The sequence below is a fragment of the Nonomuraea sp. NPDC049750 genome (genome assembly GCF_040659625.1).
Lineage (GTDB): Bacteria > Actinomycetota > Actinomycetes > Streptosporangiales > Streptosporangiaceae > Nonomuraea.
In genome coordinates this window covers 42,244-59,871 of the sequence record NZ_JBFANB010000013.1, presented here as the reverse complement: position 1 = coordinate 59,871, position 17,628 = coordinate 42,244, and the positions used below count along the sequence as shown (strand labels likewise).

Below are 17,628 nucleotides of genomic sequence, written 5' to 3'. Positions count from 1 at the left end.
CTCCACTGCGAGCGGCGCGCCGCGCGCCGCTCGCAGCACATCCAGGGACCGCCCCTGCTCGTCCGGTCGATCACGATGAGGCCGTGGCCCGGCCGAACAGCCGGCCGGCGAGGTCGACGCCCACGACCGTGCCGTTGTCGTCGCGGCTGAAGTAACCGCGCTGCCCCTTCAGCCCGCCCTCGGTGATGATGTACTCGTCACCGTCGCCGGGCAGGAACCCGAAGGCGGCCGGCGCGTAGTCCGGGGGCATGTCGGCATCCGATGCCTGGCGGATCTCCGGCTTGATCCCGACCTCGAGGGTGAGCTGAAGCCCATCGGTGGCGATGTCGAGGTTCATGGCGTCGATCTCGTAGCGGCCGACGACCTGTCGCGCCCGAGCTTCGTCGTAGGGGATCGGCTCGGGGTCCCGGTCGACCACGCCGAGGTAGTTCTCCAGCGCCCAGCGGACGACGGCCTGGTTGAAGGGGTAGCCATCAGGGCCGCCGTTGGCCAGGGATACGACGGCGAAGTCGTGTTCGGGCACGATGATCAGCTCGGCGAACTGACCGTTGCCCGATCCGCCGTGCCCGAAGGTGCGGACTCCGTCCACCTCACGCAGGAACCAGCAGATGCCGAAGGCGTCGCCGAGCGTGCTGGCCCGCAGCTCGACCGTCGGCTCCTGCATGCGGCGCAGCGCCTCGGCGGGCAGCACACCGTCACCGGTGCCGAGGTGGAACCGGGCCCAGCGCAGCAGGTCACTCACGGAGGACACGCTGCCCCCGCCGGGGTAGTTGGCCTGCGAGCCGGCCCGCCACGACGTCCACGGCCGCGCGGCGCGCATCGTGCCGTCCTCGCCCCGGTTGTAGCCCACGGCGAACCGCCGGATCATGACGTCGTCGTGATCGAAGAAGGTGTTCGACAGCCCCACCGGCTCCAGGACCAGCGCGGCCACGGCCTTCTCGAAGGGCAGGCCGGTGACCTTCTCGATGACCCGCCCGGCCAGGTTGTAGCCGGCCTGGCTGTAGGAGGCCCGGGCGCCGGGCGGCGCGATCAACGTCAGCTCGTCCAGCTTCGCCACGAACGCGGCCAGGGAACCGGCCCCCTCATCGGTGTCGATCAGGTTCCAGTCCAGCCCGGCGGTGTGGTTGAGCAGGTTCAGCACGGTGATCTGCGCGGCGGCGGCCTCGTCGGCGAGCCTGAGCTCGGGTACGTAACGTCGTACCGGCGCGTCCAACTCCACCTTGCCTTCGGCGACCAGCCGCATCAGCGCGGTCGCCGTGAAGGACTTGGTCACCGAGGCCAAGGGGAACAGCGTCTTGTCATCGACCGGCAGCGGGTTCTCGAGGCTCGTCACCCCGTGAGAGGCGACGAGCTCCTGACCGCCGGCCAGCACTCCTACGGCAACACCGGGAATGCCGAACTCCTTGGCCGTCGCCGCGACGAACTCGGACAGCTTCTCCTGCGACATCGTGTCTCTCCTCTTCTCCCGACCGTTCCCGGCGAGATCTCGTACGTTCTGGCGTGCAGGTAGGACGATGGCCGCCGTCGCTGATACGGGCCTGACAGCGCCGTGATACGCGCTCTCAGCCGGGGCGCCTCAGAGATAGTTGACACGACATATATGTCGTGTAATCTAATTCCTATGAGACACGAGATGATCAACCCGATCAAGCAGGTATCCGTGGTCAGCACCGGGACGGTGTCGATCCACCCGGAGCACGTGGCCGCCACCCGCAAGCCGATGTACTGGTGGCTGTTCACCTCGCGCCGGTGGACGCCTCCGCTGCCGATCAACGTCTATGTGATCGAGCACGAGCGTGGGCTGGTGCTGTTCGACGCGGGCCAGGATCGGGCGTCGGTGACCGACGCCGGCTACTTCCCCGGCGGCATCACAGGAGTGATGTACGACCGGCTGGCCCGTTTCGACATCGGCCCCGGCGACACCCTCACCGCCCAGTTGGCCGCCGCCGGCTACGACATCGCGGACGTACACACGGTGGTGATCTCCCACCTGCACCAGGACCACATCGGGGGACTGCGGGAGCTGACCGGCGCCGAGATCGTGGTCAGCGGCTCGGAATGGCGGACGCTCGATGGAGCCCTGCCCGAGCTGCGGGGGCTCCTGCGGTCCCACATCGACATCCCCGGGCTGCGCTGGCGGCACATCGAGTTCGGCGAGATCCAGGATCCGGGGCTCGCGCCCTTCGCGGCCGGCCACGACCTGTTCGGCGACGGGAGCCTCGTGCTGCTGCCCACCCCCGGTCACACTCCCGGATCACTGTCACTGCTGGTCCGTGGCGCCGGGCACGCGCCGCTGCTCATGGTCGGCGACCTGACCTACGACGCCCATCTCCTGCACGAGGGCCATGTGCCGGGAGTAGGGGACAGGCGGCAACTGGACGACACCACCAAGGCGATCAACACGCTGCGGGAGAACAACCCGGGCCTGGTGATCCTGCCGGCCCACGATCCGAGAGCGGCGGCCCGGCTGGCATCCGTGACGGGGGCTCTCGCCAAGACCGGCGGACGCCCGTGATGGCGGCTCTCGCCAAGTCCGGCGGACGCCGATGACAGCGGCTATCGCCAAGACCCGTGGCGGCAGCTCTCGCCAAGACACGACAAGCTGGCTCACATGCGACCCGCTGAAGAACTCCGCTACCTGATCCTGGCCGCGCAGCGCGAAGGCAACCGGCTGCTCGGCCAGGCGCTCAAGCCGCTCGGAGTCACGCCCTCCCAGGCCGAGGTGCTCCGCATCCTCGCCGATCGCCGGCCCCTTACGCTCAACGGGCTCGGCGAGCTGCTGGTCTGCGAGAGCGGCAACAGCCCCAGCCGCCTGGTCGATCGGCTTACCACGATGGGTCTCATCGACCGTCAGGTGTCCGCGCACGACCGCCGCCACATCGAGCTGTCCCTCACCGAAGAGGGCAGGCGCCTCGCCCGGCAGATCACCACGATCGAAGATGATCTCTACCGATCCATCGACGCCGCAGCCGAGGGGCGTGACCTCGATCAGATCACCGCTTTCCTCCGAACGTTCGTCGCCGATCTGCCGGCAGGCCGGGCCCTGGCGCGCCGAATCGCCGAATCGGCGTCGTGAACTCGCTCGGATCGCCGAATCGCCAGCTCACCGCCAAATCGAACGGCATCTAACCTTTTGCCCGCTTTGGTGGTCAATGCGATGATCGGAGGCGTCGACTGCCGAGCGGGATGGGTGAAAGCATGTCGGGTGATCATCGTCGGAAGGCGCTGGTGGTACGGGGCGGCTGGGAAGGGCACGCCCCGGTCGCGGCCACCGAGCTCTTTATCCCCTATCTGGAGAAGCAGGGGTTCGAGGTGAGCCGGGCGGACTCCCCGGCGCCGTACGCGGACTCCGCGTTCATGGCCGGGATCGATCTCATCGTGCAGTGCTACACGATGGGCACTATCGAACAGGCCGAGCTCAACGGCCTGCGGGCCGCCATCGAGTCGGGCACGGGGATGGCGGGCTGGCACGGTGGCATCGCCGACTCCTACCGCAACTCCTCCGACTATCTGCACCTGATCGGCGGGCAGTTCGCCTGCCATCCGGGCAAGGAGCCGGCCGAGCGGCAGGGCACGGCGGCGGACAACTTCGTCCCGTACACCGTGAACATGCTGCCCGAAGCGGCCGATCACCCCATCACGGAGGGCATCACGGACTTCGGCCTCGTGACCGAGCAGTACTGGGTGCTGACGGACGACTACATCGACGTGCTCGCCACGACGACGCAGCAGGTCCGTCCGTGGGACCCCTGGCATCGGGAGGTCACCTCGCCGGCGATCTGGACCCGGCGGTGGGGGAGCGGGCGGATCTTCGTCGCGACCCCGGGGCACAGCCTCGACGTCCTGGAGGACGAGAACGTACGCACCATCATTGAGAGGGGCATGCTGTGGGCCAGCCGGTGAACGTGGGCGTCGTGGGGTGCGGCGCCATCTCGGCGCAGTATTTCCAGACCATCGACCGGCTGCCGCAGCTGCGGCTCGTCGCGGTGGCCGATCTGGACCTTGACCGGGCGCGGGAGGCGGTGCGGCCCTATGCGGGTGTCGACGTGCTGAGCGTGGCGGAGCTGCTGGCCGACTCGCGCATCGACATCGTGCTCAACCTCACCATTCCGGCCGCCCACGCCGAGATCGCGCTCCAGGCCATAGCGGCCGGCAAGGACGTCTATTGCGAGAAGCCCCTTGCCGCGACCGCCGAGCAGGCCGCCGGGATGCTGCGGGCGGCCGGCGCCGCTCAGGTGCGCGTGGGGTGCGCGCCGGACACCGTGTTGGGCACGGGTACGCAGACGGCGCGCAAGGCGATCGACGACGGCCTGATCGGCAGGCCCATCGCGGCGACCGCGACGATGATGACGCCCGGTCACGAACGCTGGCACCCTAACCCCGACTTCTACTACGTCCCCGGCGGCGGCCCGCTCCTGGACATGGGGCCCTACTACGTGACCAGCCTGGTGACGCTGCTCGGCCCGGTGGCGTCGGTAGTCGGCGCGGCCAGCCGTACGCGGGCCAAGCGCACGATCGGCTCCGGGCCCCGCCAGGGCGAGGAGATCCCGGTGACGGTGGACACACACGTCACCGGAGTGCTCGTCCACACCTCGGGAGCGCTGTCCACGCTGGTGATGAGCTTCGACGGGGCGGCGACCAAGGCGCCCAACATCGAAGTGCACGGCGAGACGGGCTCGCTCGTCGTGCCCGACCCGAACTACTTCGACGGATCCGTCCTGGTCTCAGGGGTCGGTGAGGGCGAATGGCGGACTCTCCCCGTGGGGGCCGGCTACGTCGAGGGCGGGCGCGGGGTGGGCCTGGCCGACTTCGCCGCGACCCCGGCGGGCGAGGAGCCTCGTACGAGCGGCTCGCTGGCCTTCCACGTGCTCGACGTCATGGAGTCGCTGCTGGCCTCGGCGCACTCCGGCGCGGCGGTGACCATCACGAGCACCTGCGAACGCCCTTCGCCGGTGAATCTGACTCAGCCCACCGACTAGAGGTAAATGTCCGTTTTGCTCGAACTTCTCGGCGGAAATTAAGCAAGATCTGCTTCTGCATTGCCCGGGATTTCGCTTCATCGTTAGACCGTCAGGTGAACCTTGCCATGACCATTCACCCCCCGGGCAAGAGAAGCAGGTCCTCATGGTCAGACGATCCCTCGCCACGTTAGCCGCCGTCGTCACCTCCCTGATCGCCGTCCTCGCGTTCGCCCTACCAGCCCACGCTGTGACTCTGGAGCAGAAACTCGCCGCCCTCTCCGGATTCAGCCAGCCCACCGCCGCCAGCGCCGCCTCCTGGCGGGCCGCCTGGCAGAACCAGGCGGCGTGGGCCGACTACGCCTTCGACTGGTCCACCGACCTGTGCTCCAGCAGCCCCGACCAGCCCCTCGGTTTCGATTTCCGGATGCCGTGCCGGCGACACGATTTCGGCTACCGAAACTACAAGGCCGTAAGCCAATTCCCGGCCAACAAGGACCGTATCGACAGCGCCTTCTATTTCGATCTGAAGCAGGTGTGCGCCGGATACTCGGGAGTCTCCAAGGCCACCTGTGACGGCCTCGCCTGGACGTATTACCAGGCGGTCCGGCAGCTGGGCGACCTCGTCGTCACCGACGACCAGATCCAGCGGGTCAAGCGGGACGCCGAACGGAACGCCCAGAACGCCGACGCCTGAAACCGGTGGAGACGGAGGATGCCGTCGGCTCAGTCGCCGAACGTCACATCCTTCGTCTCCACCACCGCGGCCGTGCGGCCGGGCGCCGTGTGGTAGCGCCAATAGAGGTTGGTGTGCGCGATGACCTTGTCCGGCGGCGGGGCGCCCCACGCGCTCTGGTCCTCCGTCGTGTGCGCGTCACCGACGAGCGTCACGTCGTAGCCACGCACGAAGGCGCCGTGGATCGTGGACCGGATGCATTCGTCCGTCTGCGCCCCGGCCACGATCAGACGTCCGATTCCGGCCCCGGCCAGCACCTCCTCCAGGTCGGTGTCCTCGAAGGAGTCGGCGAACGTCTTGTGCACCAGCGGCTCCGCCTCCCGGCGGACCAGCTCCGGGACGTACTGCCAGGCGTCACTCCCCTTCGCCAACTGCTCGCTCGAGTGCTGGACCCAGACGATCGGGACACCCTCTTCGCGAGCCCGGTCGACGAGCGTGCCGATGTTGGCGACGACCACGTCACGCTGGTGCGTGTCCGCCACGATGCCTACCTGGACGTCGATCACCAGCAAGGCGGTGTTGGGTCGATCTGACAGCGTGGTCACCACGATCTCCTCACGTTGATCTCCTCTGTCGGCCGGACATGCCAAGCTGGCCACACTAGGCCGCGCCACCGACAAAACCTTCAGCGTGGCGAGGCTTCCCGGATCGTCAGGAGCCAGGTCTCGAAGTCCGAGACCGCGTCGTCCATCGTCCGCTGAACCACCTCTTTGACCGCGGTCCTGGCCAGCCTGTGCCGTAGCGCGGCGTCGTCGAGCAGCCGGACGATGCCCTCGGCCAGAGCCTCCGGATCTCGCGGCGGGCACAGCAGCGCCGTGCGGTCATGCTCCGCGTAGCTCTCCATGCCGTGGTTCCGCGTCGTGACCAGCGCGGCCCCACAGGCCATGGCCTCGGCGCCGGGAAAGCCGAATCCCTCGTACTCCGACGGCACCGCGAACACGGCCGACCGGTTGTACAGGCCGCGCAACCGGGCGTCGCTCGGCCCCGGATGGTGCTCGATCCAGAAGGGCAGCCGGTCGGCGTCGTACGCGCCGAAGCACCACGCCCGCACCACCCCGGGGCGCGCCTCCCGCGCCAGCTCCAACGCGGTGATCGCGTCGCCGGTCCGTTTCGACCATTCGCGGCGCGCCGGAAACCCGACCAGGACCCGCTCTGCCGAGTCGATCGGGGTCCGCAGGAAGAAGGTCGAGCTGTCGACGGCGCATTCCACCAGAGCGCACGGCGCGCCGGAAACGCTCTCGACGATGGACCGCAGCCGCCGTGCGCCCACGGCGATGGGCCAGCCGGTACGCATGGCCGCTTCCATCGCCTCCCGCGCCGCTCCGTCGGGCCGCAAATAGCTTTCGTAGTCCTGCAAGAACAATGCCTTAAGGCCCAGATACGCGGGAAGGGCGGCCACAAGCGGCACGACCTGCCAGGTCGTCGCCAGTACGACGTCGAAGGGATCATGCCGTCCGGAAAGCGTATGGAGAAAGTCGGCCGGGTCGGATACCAAAACGCTGCGGGTCCGCGGCCCGGCGGAGAACCACGGGTGCGGATGGGCGTCCGCCGGCATTATCGGCGCGACCGCCCTGGTCGGCGGCCCGAGCGGGTGGCGTACGGGCCGCCGCGGGTGGACGAGCAGAATGTCATGACCCATTTCCCCGAGGCGGGAGGCATAGGAGTAGACCGTCTTGAGCGCACCGATAGGCGCGGATGAGGCCCTGGCCATGATGAACGCCACGCGCACGGTCATCGCCTCCCACTAAGCGATTCCATAGACGAGCTTCTTACGCGGGCGGGTATTCGGAAACCTCGACTGCAGCCCTGCCCCTGTCGCTAGAGCGCCTTCTTCACTAGATACGAAGCCTGACGGGAAATCAACGTCGCCAGTTGGCCTTTTCTAGTGAAATATTCAATGGAACGGACCCGGGCGAGATGATCATCTACTGTGCCCTGAAGATCGCCCTCGCGTGGCAGTGCGCTCATGCGGCAACTGGCAGCACGAGTCCTCGGTCCTGCTCGCCCTGGGCAACGCCGTCTGGGTCCTCCTCGGCCGCCCTGTCCGGCAGCCGTGAGCGAGCGGAACGGAAGGTAGCCTTCACGTTACTGCTTGCTGACTTCGGTTGTTTGGAGATCGTCCGGCATATGTGATGGGATCACTGCGCACTTAACGATCTCCTCACCCAAGGGGTCAAATGGCAACGAACCTCCCCTCCTTCCCTGTCGTGGACGAGAACCCGCTCGACACCTGCATCCGGTTCCGGGAGATCGCTCCCGTGGTGGAGGTGGAATTCCCAGGAGGCGTGCCCGCCTACCTGGCCCTGACCCACAAGGCCGTACGGGAGATCCTCGCCGGAGACAACAAGACCTTCCTCAGAGACCCCAAGCACTGGCCCGCTCTCCACGACGGATCGATCCCCGAGGACTGGCCGCTGCGCGCCATCATCCAGGGCGGTCACCTGTCCACCATGGACGGCGGCGACCACCGGCGGCTGCGCGGGCTGATCATGAGCGCCTTCACGCCGGCCCGGGTGCAGGCCATGGAGGGGCGGATCCAGCAGATGGTCGATGAGTTACTCGATGAGGTGGTGGCCGCCGGCGACGGTGTGGACCTGGTCCCCGCCTTCACCGAGGCGCTGCCTATGTGGGTGATCTGCGAGCTGTTCGGCGTGGCGCCCGAGGATCGGCTGCGGCTGCGGAACTGGACCTCCACGCTGCTGGCGCACACCACTCCGCCGGAGGTGGCGTTCGCGACCCAGAACGACCTCATGGCGTTCCTGCACGCCCTGGTGGAGCGCAAGCGGCGCGAGCCGGGTGACGACCTCACCTCCGGCCTGGTCCAGACCCACGACGAGGATGACAAGCTCACCACCGACGAACTGGTCGGCGTGCTGTGGATCATGCTCGTGGCCGGCCACGAGACCACCGTGCACCTGCTCGGGTACGCCATCGTGGCGCTGGCCCAGAACCCCGACCAGCTCGCCTTGGCCAAGGCTGAGGACCGGTGGGCCGACGTGGTCGAGGAGACCGTGCGCTACCGCCACTCGGTGATGATGACCAGCTTCCGCTTCACGGCGGAGGATGTGATCATCGCGGGGGTGCCCATCCCCAAGGGCAACGCGGTGGGCGTGGTCTTCCAGGCCACCGGCGTCGACCCGTCGGAGCACGGCCCGAGCGCGAACCAGTTCGACATCACCCGCGAGTCGACCGGGAACCTCGGCTTCGGCCACGGCCCGCGCTACTGCATCGGGGCGGGGCTGGCCCGCCTGGAGAGCCGGGTGGCGCTGGAGACGCTGTACCGGCGGTTCCCGGACCTCAGCCTCGCGATCGACCCCGACGACATCCCCTACTCCCCGTCGTTCTTCACGATCGGCCCGCTGTTCCTGCCCGCCAACCTCGGTGTGGCCCAGCCCTGACGTACCGGTGTCCGGCCCGGCAGCCCACGGTTGCCGGGCCGCTCATCACGGGCCTGGGCCGACAAACGTAGATCATGTAGGGTGAGCCCGGCGTATCCTCCGACGGCCTGGAGCCCGCTGTGCCGCACATGTCTCGTCGCCAGGTTCTCTCCCTGCTCCCCGCCGCCGGTCTGCTTGCCGCAGTCTCCCCTTCGTACGCCGCAGCGGGAGTCGATCACGCGCGGCTGCTCGCCAACACGGTGGCGATGTTCGCGGGGACCCCGGAGGTCAACGCCCGGCCCGAGGTGGCCGCCAAGCTCGCGTCGATCCTCAACACCGCCAGGCAGCGGCTGACGGCCATGGACAAGGCGGCCGACGGCGAGTTGTTCGCCGGGCTGAGCCTCGGCACCGACGACGCCAACCTGCGGCTGGCCTTCCAGTACCTGTACGAGATCGCGCTGGCGACCCGCACCCCCGGCGGCGGGCTCAACGAGGACGCCGCCGCCCAGCGGCGGGTCATCGACGGTCTGCGGTGGCTGCATGAGCGCTACTACGGCGATCAGTCGAAGGGCTACTACGGCAACTGGTTCAACTGGGAGATCGGGATCTCCATCCAGGTGAGCCGGACGCTGGCCCTGCTGGCCGACCGGGTGCGGGAGGAACGGCCCGACCTGACGGCGACCTACATCGCCTCGATGGACGCCTACCTGCGCAACGGCAAGAACGGCGACGTCGACCTCGATTCCCGCTTCCACACCGGGGCGAACCTGGCCGACATCACCGCCAACCGCATCCTGCAGGGCGCGCTCATCAGCGACGACGCCCGTGTCGGCAAGGCCATCACCGACCTGGCCACCGTCTTCGCCACGGTCGACCCCTACAACCTCCAGCACGGGGTCACCGACGGCTACTACGCCGACGGCTCCTTCATCCAGCACGACTCGGTCGCCTACACCGGCTCCTACGGGCGCAGTCTGCTGACCAGGGTCGTACAGACCCTCAAGACGCTCGAAGGCGCGGCGAGCGCCGGCGTCCTCGACCTGCCCGGCGTGGTGTACCGCTGGGTCAACGACGGCTTCGCCCCGCTGATCTTCGAGGGGTGGCTGATGGAGATCGTCAAGGGGCGGGCGGTCTCGCGCACCGGCACCGGCTACGCCGACGTCGGGGTGATCGTGGAGGCCATCGCCGACCTGGCCGACCACGTCACCGCCGCCGACGCGCTCGCGCTGAAGAAGTACGTCAAGTTCCTGCCGGCCGCCGACACGGCCGCCTTCGCCTCCCCGGTCAGCATCGCCCGCTACGCGGCCATCCGCGCCGACGCCGCCATCCCGGCCGCCGACCTGAACGCGCCCGAGCGCTGCGTGGCCTTCAACGCCATGGACAGGACCGTCCACCGGCGCCCCGGCTACGCCTTCGCCCTGGCCCGCAGCTCCGACCGGATCAGCAAATACGAGTACATGAGCGGCGAGAACCTCATGCCGTGGTTCCAGGGCGACGGCGCGCACTACCTCTACCTCGCGGGCGAGGACCAGCGCGAGGCCTTCGGCGTCGACTACTACACGGCCGTCTCGCCGTACCGGCTGGCCGGGGTCACCGCGCCGGTGGAGGACCGGCGGACGGTGCCCGAGTTGTACGGCCGGCTCTGGTACGAGAACCCGGGCCACCCGCTGAACTTCACCTCCTCCTCGGAGTCCCAGAACACCTACGTGTACTTCCCGCGCGCCGAGAACGCCTTCTCCGGCGGCGCGACACTCGGCGCGTACGGCGTGTCCGGCATGGTCCAGTCCGACGACGCCGCGTACACCGCCAAGCAGGCGGGCATCCTGCCGGACGACTTCGTCGCCTACCAGAACGCCCGCGCGACCAAGTCCTGGTTCCTGCTCGACGACGAGATCGTGGTGCTGGCCGCGGGCATCTCCGGCCAGGGTGGCCGCGCGGCGGTGACCACCGTGGACAGCCGCATCGCCGCTCCCGGCGACGCGGTCGCGCTCACCGGCCAGGGCTGGAACGGCACGCCCTGGCAGACGGGCGACACCACGCCGCCGCGCTGGCTGCGCTACGCCAACGGCACCCGTCGTACGGCGATCGGCTACGCCTTCCTCACCCGGCAGCCTGTCGCGGCCGGGTTGGAGACGGTGACCCGCAGCCGCCGGGTCGTGCGGACGTCCAACCCCGACACCAACGTGACCAAGAACGTCTTCACCGCCTCGGTCACCCACCCCGCCACCGGCGGCGTCACCGCCCTCGCCTACGCCCTGGTCCCGAACGCGACGGAGGCCCGCCTGCGCGGCTACGCGAACGGCCCGCTGACCGTCCTGGCCAACGACCGGCACGTGCAGGCGATCAAGCACAAGACCCTCGGCCTCGTCGCCGCCAACGTCTTCACCGACGGGCCGCGCCACGCCGAGCGCCTGCTCATCGACGGCCCCGCCTCGGTCATCGTCCGGTCCGGCAAGCGCACGGTCGTCGCTCTGTCCGACCCGACGATGAAACGCGACCGCGTCACGGTCGTCCTGGCCGGCGCGCCCCTCAGGATGGACACGGCCGACGAAGGGGTGACGGTACGGCGGGTGCCGGGCGGCACCCTGATCCAGGCGTCGACCCGCCACGCCCACGGCCGCTCCTTCACCGCCACCCTGCGCTGAGCTCGCCCTCACTTCATCGCGAAGTCGCGCGGCGAACCAACCCCCGCAGCCGGTTCCCGGAGCTCACTTGAGCAACGGTTCCAGCCGGTCGGCGCAGGGTGTGTGGCCGATCGTGCGGCACAGCCGGAGAGCCTGCTCGGCCGCCTGCCCGGCCTCGGCGCGGTCGCCCTGGTCGCTGTAGAGAGCGGCGAGTTCGGTCAGGGCCGCGAGCTCGGGCAGGCGGTAGGAGTTGCGGTGCGCGGTGTCGCGAGCGAGCAGGGCGACCCGGATGGCGCCCGTCAAGTCGCCGCGGGCGGCGAAGAGACGAGCGCGGGCGACCGCGGCGTAACTCTGGTGCCACCGCAGATTCGCGGCGCCGCTGAACTTGTCGGCCAGGTCGAGGTGGTCGCCCGCCTCGTCGAGCAGTCCGAGGGGGATCTCGGTATCGGCCAGCGCGATCAGGGCCGCCGCCTCGATGAGCCGGTCTCCCTGGTCGCGGGCGAGGCCGAGGGCGCGAAGCGCCGCCGTGCGGCCGGCCGACCACCGCCCGGTTTCCCAATACAGCCGGCTGAGCCAGGTCTGTATGTAGGCCACGCTGCCCGCGCCCAAGGCGCCGGACAGGGTCGCTGCCTCCGTCAGGGCGGATTCGGCTTCGTCGTAGCGGCCCTGGTCTACCAGGGTGGAGCCTAGATCGCGCAGATCATTCGCCTCCGCGTAGGCCAGTCCGTGCCTGCGGCTCAGGCTGAGCGCCTCTTGTCGGCAGCGCTCCGCGCTCTTCAGCTGACCCAGGTGGTGGTACTGCATGCCGAGCCTGTTGAGGGTGCGGTTGCGTCCGACGACCGAGCCGAGCTCCGTGAAGAGGTCAGCCGCACGGCGGTTGTAGACGATCGCCTGCTCAAGGTGGCCCGTCCATTCCAGGGCCCAGCTCAGGCTCGCCCAGGACTCGGCCATACCTTCCCGCCAGCCGCACGCGGTGGCGATATTGGCGGCCTGTTCGAGATGGTGGACGGCCTCCTCGCTGCGAACCGCACGGAACAGGCTCTTGCCTATCGCGTAATGCAACATGGCTCGCATAGCGGGCATATCTGGCTGCGCGCCCCGCTCGGCGGCGGCGAGCAGGGTCGGTGCGATCTCCAGCCATTCGCCGTGGCGGCCGGTGCTGTTGCAGATGATCGACACCTGCTCCGCCAGCCGCCAGGTCCCGGGATCGGGATCGCGGCGGGCCGCCTGCGCGAGCGCGGCCACCAGGTTGGAGATCTCTTCGGCGCTGGGCGGTACCGGCGAACCGGCCACCGGTGAGGCGTGCCCCGGCAGCCGGATCTCGTCAGGGGCGCACCAGGCGGCGATGGCGTCGCCAAGGCGCAGATAGTGATCGAACAACCGGCTCCAGGCGGCGTCGCGATCCGGGTCGCCGCCGACTTCTACGCCTGCGTAGAGCCGTACCAGGTCATGGAGCCTGAACCGGTCGGCGCGATGGTGCTCGACGAGGTGGGCCGCGGCCAGGACCTTGACCGCCGTACGCGCCTCGGCGGGCGGCACGCCGGCGGCCGACGCCACCGCCTCGACGGTGAAGTCCGGCCCCGGTACGAGCCCCAGCACGCGGAAGACCCGCTGGTCGGTCGCCGAGAGCGCGCGGTAGGACACGGAGAAGGCGAGGGTGACGGGGTTGTGGTCGGTTCCGTCGACGGTGAGGCCGGTCAGCGGGTCTCCGGCGGTCAGCTCGTTCACCACGGCCGCGGTCCCGCTCCATGGGGTGGCGGCGTTGGCCGCGGCGATGCGCAGCGCGAGCGGCAGGCCGCCGCAGAGCCGGACGAGGTCGGCGCGGGCCGCCGCTTCCGACGGGCTGTCCGCGGGGCCGAGCATGCCGCCGACCAGGGTGAGAGCGTCCCGTTCCGGTAGAGCGCCGAGTGAGCGCTGCTCGGCCCCCGCCTGCGCCACCAGCTCGCCCAGGTGCTGACGGCTGGTCACCAGCGCGGCTCCCGACGGCGGCAGCAGCGGGTCGATCTGCTCCGCCGAGCGGGCATTGTCCAGGACCAGCAGGACCGTACGCTCGGCGAGCAGCGAACGGTAGAGGCCGAGCTGGGCGTCGAAGCCGCCGGGCGCCTGCGAGGGCTCGACACCGAGGGAGAGCAGGAGCCGGGCCAGGGCCGCGGCCGTGGTCAGGGGTTCGTGTTCGGCGTCGTAGCCGCGCAGGTCGACATAGAGCTGGCCGGAGGGGAAACGGCTCTTCGCGCGGTGGGCCCAGTGCAGGGCGAGCGCCGTCTTGCCCGAACCGGCCGTTCCCGTGAGCACGCACACCGCGCCGCTGGCGTCCAACGCGTCGTCCAGCCACGCCAGCTCGCGCTCGCGTCCGGCGAAGCCACGGATGTCGCGGGGCAGCTCGGCGGGACGCGCGGGACGTACGGCCTGGATCGTCTGCCCTGCTTCGTCCTGTCCTGCCTGGTCGGTCAGGAGCTGCTGGTGCAGCTCCCGCAGCGTCTGACCCGGCTCGATGCCCAGCTCGTCGACCAGCCGATTCCGGGTGTCCCTGAAGACCGCCAGCGCCTCGGATCGGCGTTCGCACCGGTGCAGCGCCAGCATGAGCTGCCCCTGCAGGCGTTCGCGCAGGGGGTGCTCGGCCGCCGCCGTACGGAGTTCGGCCACGATCTCGCTGTGGCGGCCCAGCACCAGCTCGGCCTCGAACAGCTCCTCCAGCGCGCCGACCCGGCGATCTTCCAGTCCGGGGCGTTCCTGCTCGACCAGCAGCTCGCCGGCGCCGCCGAGCGCGGACCCGCGCCACAGCGCCACCGCCGCACGCAACCGCCGCGCCGCGGCCTCGGGGCGACCGCCGGCCAGATCCTCCCAGGCGGCAGCCCTGAGCTGCTCGAACACCTCGAGGTCGACCTCGCCGCCACCGGTGTGGATGCGGTAACCGGTGCCGACGCGGCTGATCAGCCCTCTGCCCAGCAGCGCCCGCAACTCATGGACATAGACCTGTAATCGGCCGATGGCGGTGCGCGGGGCCTGTTCGCCCCACACCAGGAACATCAGCCGGTCGTCCGACACCGTGCGGTTCGCGTTCAACAACAGCGCGGCCAGCACGGTGCGCTGCTTCGGCGAGCCCAACTCGATCGGACCGCCGGGCCCGTCTACCGAGACCGGCCCCAGTATCCGATAGTGCTGCACTCCTGCCCCCTGTGCACCCCATGTTACGCCTAGCGATCTCCACAGTCCGTCAGCTTCGGAATCAGAACGGAAGAAAAGCGGAAGAGCGGCCTCATATGGTCCTCCGACTGAACAACGTGCATTGCGGTTGAGCGTCTCGGCGCAGGCCCTGGACCGTCCGGCGGGGGCGCCGGTCAGGGAGCGCCGTGCCGAGACGCTCGGATGGCTTTTTCAGAGAGAGCGGCCGTCACCGAAGTGGCAGGTCGGCACGGAACGGGGGCGGAGCGGGTGACGGAAGCGGAGCGGCCCAGCGCGATCGGGCAGGCGCTGCTGGCGATCAGCGATCAGTGGAACTTGCTGATCCTTCAGCGGGCCTTCCTCCTGCGCATCCGGCGCTTCGCCGACTGGCGGGACGAACTGGGGATGTCCGAGTCGGTGCTGGCGAACCGGCTGAAGGAGCTGGTCGCGGGGGAGTTGCTGCGTCCGGCCCCTTACCGGGAGCAAGGGCGTACCCGCACCGAATACCGGCTGACCGAGCGCGCGATCGAGCTGTGGCCGACGCTGGTGGAGATCTGGTCATGGGAGCGCAGGTGGGTGCCGGACCGCCAGGGGCTGTCGGAGCTGGTGCACGATGTCTGCGGCAACCGTATCGACGTGGAGCTGGGCTGCGCGGGCTGCGGCCGGGCGCCGGTCGCCGCCCATGACACCGAGATCGTGCGGGGCGCGGCCACCTTCGCCCAGGTGGCGGTGCCGCGCCATCACCGCAGGACCCTGCGCGGCAAGGCCGCCGCCGACCCGCTGTCGTACTTCCCCGAGACCTTCGACCTGCTGGGCGACCGCTGGAGCACGGTGATAATCGCGGCCGCCTTCCTCGGCACCCGGCGCTTCGCCGACTTCCGGTCGGAGCTCGACGTGGCCCCGTCGGTGCTGTCCAACCGGCTGCGTCAGTTCAGGGAGCTGGGCGTGCTCGCGGTGGAAGAGCCCGGGTATCAGCTGACCGACAAGGGCTTGGACTTCTTCGGCATCTTCGCCTACGTCGTCGACTGGGCGCAGCGGTGGTACACCGGCCCGCCGGACACCGACGTGCGCGTCACCCATCGCGCGTGCGGTCAGCCGTTCCGCCCGTGCCCGCGGTGCCGGTCGTGCGGTGGGGAGCTCAGCCGTACCGAGGTGCATTTCGCCGTCCCCGAGGGACGGTTTCCGTCGCCCAGGACACGGATCACAGTTTCAGCTCCCTCTTGAGGATCTTGCCGACGGGATTGCGCGGCAGCGCCTCGACGATCTCCAGCCGTTCGGGGAGCTTGTAGGAGGCGATGCCCTGGTCCCTGAGGAAGTTGACGACCGACTCGAGGTCGATCTCGCCCTTGGGCACCACGACCGCGCAGACCTTCTCGCCGAGCACGTCGTCGGGGTAGCCGACGACCGCTGCCTCGGCTACCGAAGGGTGTCCGGCGAACAGGGCTTCGAGCTCGGCGGGGGCGATGTTCATGCCTCCCCGGATGATGATGTCCTTAGCGCGGTCGACGTAGCGCAGGTATTGCCCCCGGTCGCCGGCGATCTCGAAGAGGTCTCCCGTCTTGAGGTAGCCGTCCTCGTCGAACGGGTCCACCGAGGCCGTGCCCGGCAGGTAGCCCGCGAAGACCGTGGGACCGCTGAGGTACAGCTCGCCGGGGACTCCCGGTTCGGTGATCTCCTTCCCGTCGGGCGCGACCAGCTTGGTACGCACGCGATCGAGCAGCTCGGGTGCCCCCGGCGCTCCGGGGCGCGGGAAGAAACGGGCGCGGACCTCCGGGTCAGGCATGTGGGCGGGGTCCGACAGCAGGGCGATGCCCTCGTTCGAGCCGAAGAAGTTGATGATCGCGATGCCGTGCTCGTCCTGCCAGCCGCGCACCATCGGCGGCGGCAACGGGGCCGCGCCCGAGCCGATCCGGGTGAGCGAGGAGATGTCGGCCTTGGCCAGGATCGCTTTCTCGCGCAGTAGCAGGGTGAGCAGCGCGGGTGGAGCCAGGGTGTAGGTGACCCGCTCGGCCGCGATCTGGGCCAGGAAGGTAGGCAGATCGAAGGGGTGGTGCTGGACGAGCAGCGCGCCGACCCGCAGCCATGGCAGGAAGACGCCGCCGATGCCGGCCATGTTCACCATCGGGAAGGGGTTGAGGATCACGTCCTGGCCGGTGAGCGCGGGCGCGGCCGTACAGATCGCCTCGACCGCGAGCCAGTCGTAGTGGCACCTCGGCACGCCCTTGGGGGTGGCCTCGGTGCCGGAGGTCCAGCAGATCGTCACCCGCTCGGCGGGGTCGGCCGTCCGCCGCGGCACCTCGGTGCCGGTCGCGTCCTCCAGGTCGCCTGGCCACGACAGTGTCGGGGTGCCCTCCGGCGCTCTGGACTCCCAGCCGGTGATCAGCAGCCCGGCACCGGACAAGGGCAGCAGCTGAGCCAGCTCGTACGCGCGGTACTGCACCGGGAACGGCGTGACGGTCGCGCCGAGCCGGACCGTCGCGAGGAAGCTCACCGCCAGCTCGACGCTGTTGGGCAGCTGAACGGCCACCACGTGGCCGGGACCGACCCCCTGCGCGCGCAGTATGCCGGCCACCCGGTCGACCTCCGCGCCGAGCTGTCCCCAGGTCAGCCGTTTCACCGGACCCTCAAGCATTTTGTTGAGCGGGTCCACGATCGCCATGTCGTCGGGCCGGGCCGCCACCCGCGTCCTGAGGAGCTGGTCGATCGTGTCACCGGTCCACCAGCCCTTGGCGGTGTAGCGGGCGATCCGGTCGGCGGAATGCGTCATCACG

The 17,628-nt window shown here is 69.5% G+C and carries 13 protein-coding genes; 8 read left to right on the top strand and 5 right to left on the bottom strand.

Going from position 1 to position 17,628, the window contains the following annotated elements:
* Positions 1-70: 70 nt before the first annotated feature.
* Positions 71-1,447 (bottom strand): serine hydrolase domain-containing protein, encoded by a 1,377-nt coding sequence (locus AB0J16_RS30245; RefSeq protein WP_358545409.1) that lies wholly within the window; start codon positions 1,445-1,447, stop codon positions 71-73.
* A gap of 174 nt (positions 1,448-1,621) precedes the next feature.
* Here AB0J16_RS30245 and AB0J16_RS30240 point away from each other — a divergent pair, with 174 nt between their 5' ends.
* The 5 genes from AB0J16_RS30240 to AB0J16_RS30220 all read left to right on the top strand — a co-directional run bounded on the left by AB0J16_RS30240 (position 1,622) and on the right by AB0J16_RS30220 (position 5,655).
* On the top strand, positions 1,622-2,515 hold the full coding sequence (locus AB0J16_RS30240) for an N-acyl homoserine lactonase family protein (RefSeq protein WP_358545408.1): 894 nt from the start codon (positions 1,622-1,624) through the stop codon (positions 2,513-2,515).
* Between the two features lie 96 nt (positions 2,516-2,611).
* Positions 2,612-3,076, top strand: coding sequence for a winged helix DNA-binding protein (locus AB0J16_RS30235; protein ID WP_358545407.1), 465 nt, complete (start codon positions 2,612-2,614; stop codon positions 3,074-3,076).
* Positions 3,077-3,198: 122 nt separating this feature from the next.
* Positions 3,199-3,903, top strand: a complete 705-nt coding sequence (locus AB0J16_RS30230) for a ThuA domain-containing protein (protein WP_358545405.1) — start codon at positions 3,199-3,201, stop codon at positions 3,901-3,903.
* On the top strand, positions 3,888-4,979 hold the full coding sequence (locus tag AB0J16_RS30225; protein ID WP_358545403.1) for a Gfo/Idh/MocA family oxidoreductase: 1,092 nt from the start codon (positions 3,888-3,890) through the stop codon (positions 4,977-4,979). The genes AB0J16_RS30230 and AB0J16_RS30225 overlap by 16 nt, the downstream gene beginning before the upstream one ends.
* A 145-nt stretch (positions 4,980-5,124) precedes the next feature.
* Positions 5,125-5,655, top strand: coding sequence for a phospholipase (locus AB0J16_RS30220; protein ID WP_358545402.1), 531 nt, complete (start codon positions 5,125-5,127; stop codon positions 5,653-5,655).
* 29 nt (positions 5,656-5,684) lie between these two features.
* Here AB0J16_RS30220 and AB0J16_RS30215 read toward each other — a convergent pair whose 3' ends face one another.
* A complete protein-coding gene (locus AB0J16_RS30215) occupies positions 5,685-6,239 on the bottom strand; it encodes a cysteine hydrolase family protein (RefSeq protein WP_358545401.1) in 555 nt (184 codons plus the stop codon).
* An 80-nt stretch (positions 6,240-6,319) separates the two neighbouring features.
* Entirely contained in the window at positions 6,320-7,429 is a 1,110-nt protein-coding gene (locus AB0J16_RS30210; RefSeq protein WP_358545399.1) for a glycosyltransferase family 4 protein, read from the bottom strand.
* Positions 7,430-7,871: 442 nt separating this feature from the next.
* Between AB0J16_RS30210 and AB0J16_RS30205 the strand changes: the two genes are divergently transcribed.
* Both AB0J16_RS30205 and AB0J16_RS30200 read left to right on the top strand, forming a co-directional pair.
* On the top strand, positions 7,872-9,092 hold the full coding sequence (locus AB0J16_RS30205; protein WP_358545398.1) for a cytochrome P450: 1,221 nt from the start codon (positions 7,872-7,874) through the stop codon (positions 9,090-9,092).
* A 128-nt stretch (positions 9,093-9,220) separates the two neighbouring features.
* Positions 9,221-11,716 (top strand): polysaccharide lyase family 8 super-sandwich domain-containing protein, encoded by a 2,496-nt coding sequence (locus AB0J16_RS30200; RefSeq protein WP_358545396.1) that lies wholly within the window; start codon positions 9,221-9,223, stop codon positions 11,714-11,716.
* A gap of 63 nt (positions 11,717-11,779) precedes the next feature.
* Here AB0J16_RS30200 and AB0J16_RS30195 read toward each other — a convergent pair whose 3' ends face one another.
* On the bottom strand, positions 11,780-14,860 hold the full coding sequence (locus AB0J16_RS30195) for a BTAD domain-containing putative transcriptional regulator (RefSeq protein ID WP_358545394.1): 3,081 nt from the start codon (positions 14,858-14,860) through the stop codon (positions 11,780-11,782).
* Between the two features lie 267 nt (positions 14,861-15,127).
* Between AB0J16_RS30195 and AB0J16_RS30190 the strand changes: the two genes are divergently transcribed.
* A complete protein-coding gene (locus AB0J16_RS30190) occupies positions 15,128-16,081 on the top strand; it encodes a helix-turn-helix domain-containing protein (RefSeq protein WP_358545393.1) in 954 nt (317 codons plus the stop codon).
* Here the strand turns inward: AB0J16_RS30190 and AB0J16_RS30185 are convergent.
* On the bottom strand, positions 16,059-17,624 hold the full coding sequence (locus AB0J16_RS30185; RefSeq protein WP_358545392.1) for a class I adenylate-forming enzyme family protein: 1,566 nt from the start codon (positions 17,622-17,624) through the stop codon (positions 16,059-16,061). The two genes, AB0J16_RS30190 and AB0J16_RS30185, sit on opposite strands and share 23 nt — an antisense overlap.
* Between the last annotated feature and the right edge of the window lie 4 nt (positions 17,625-17,628).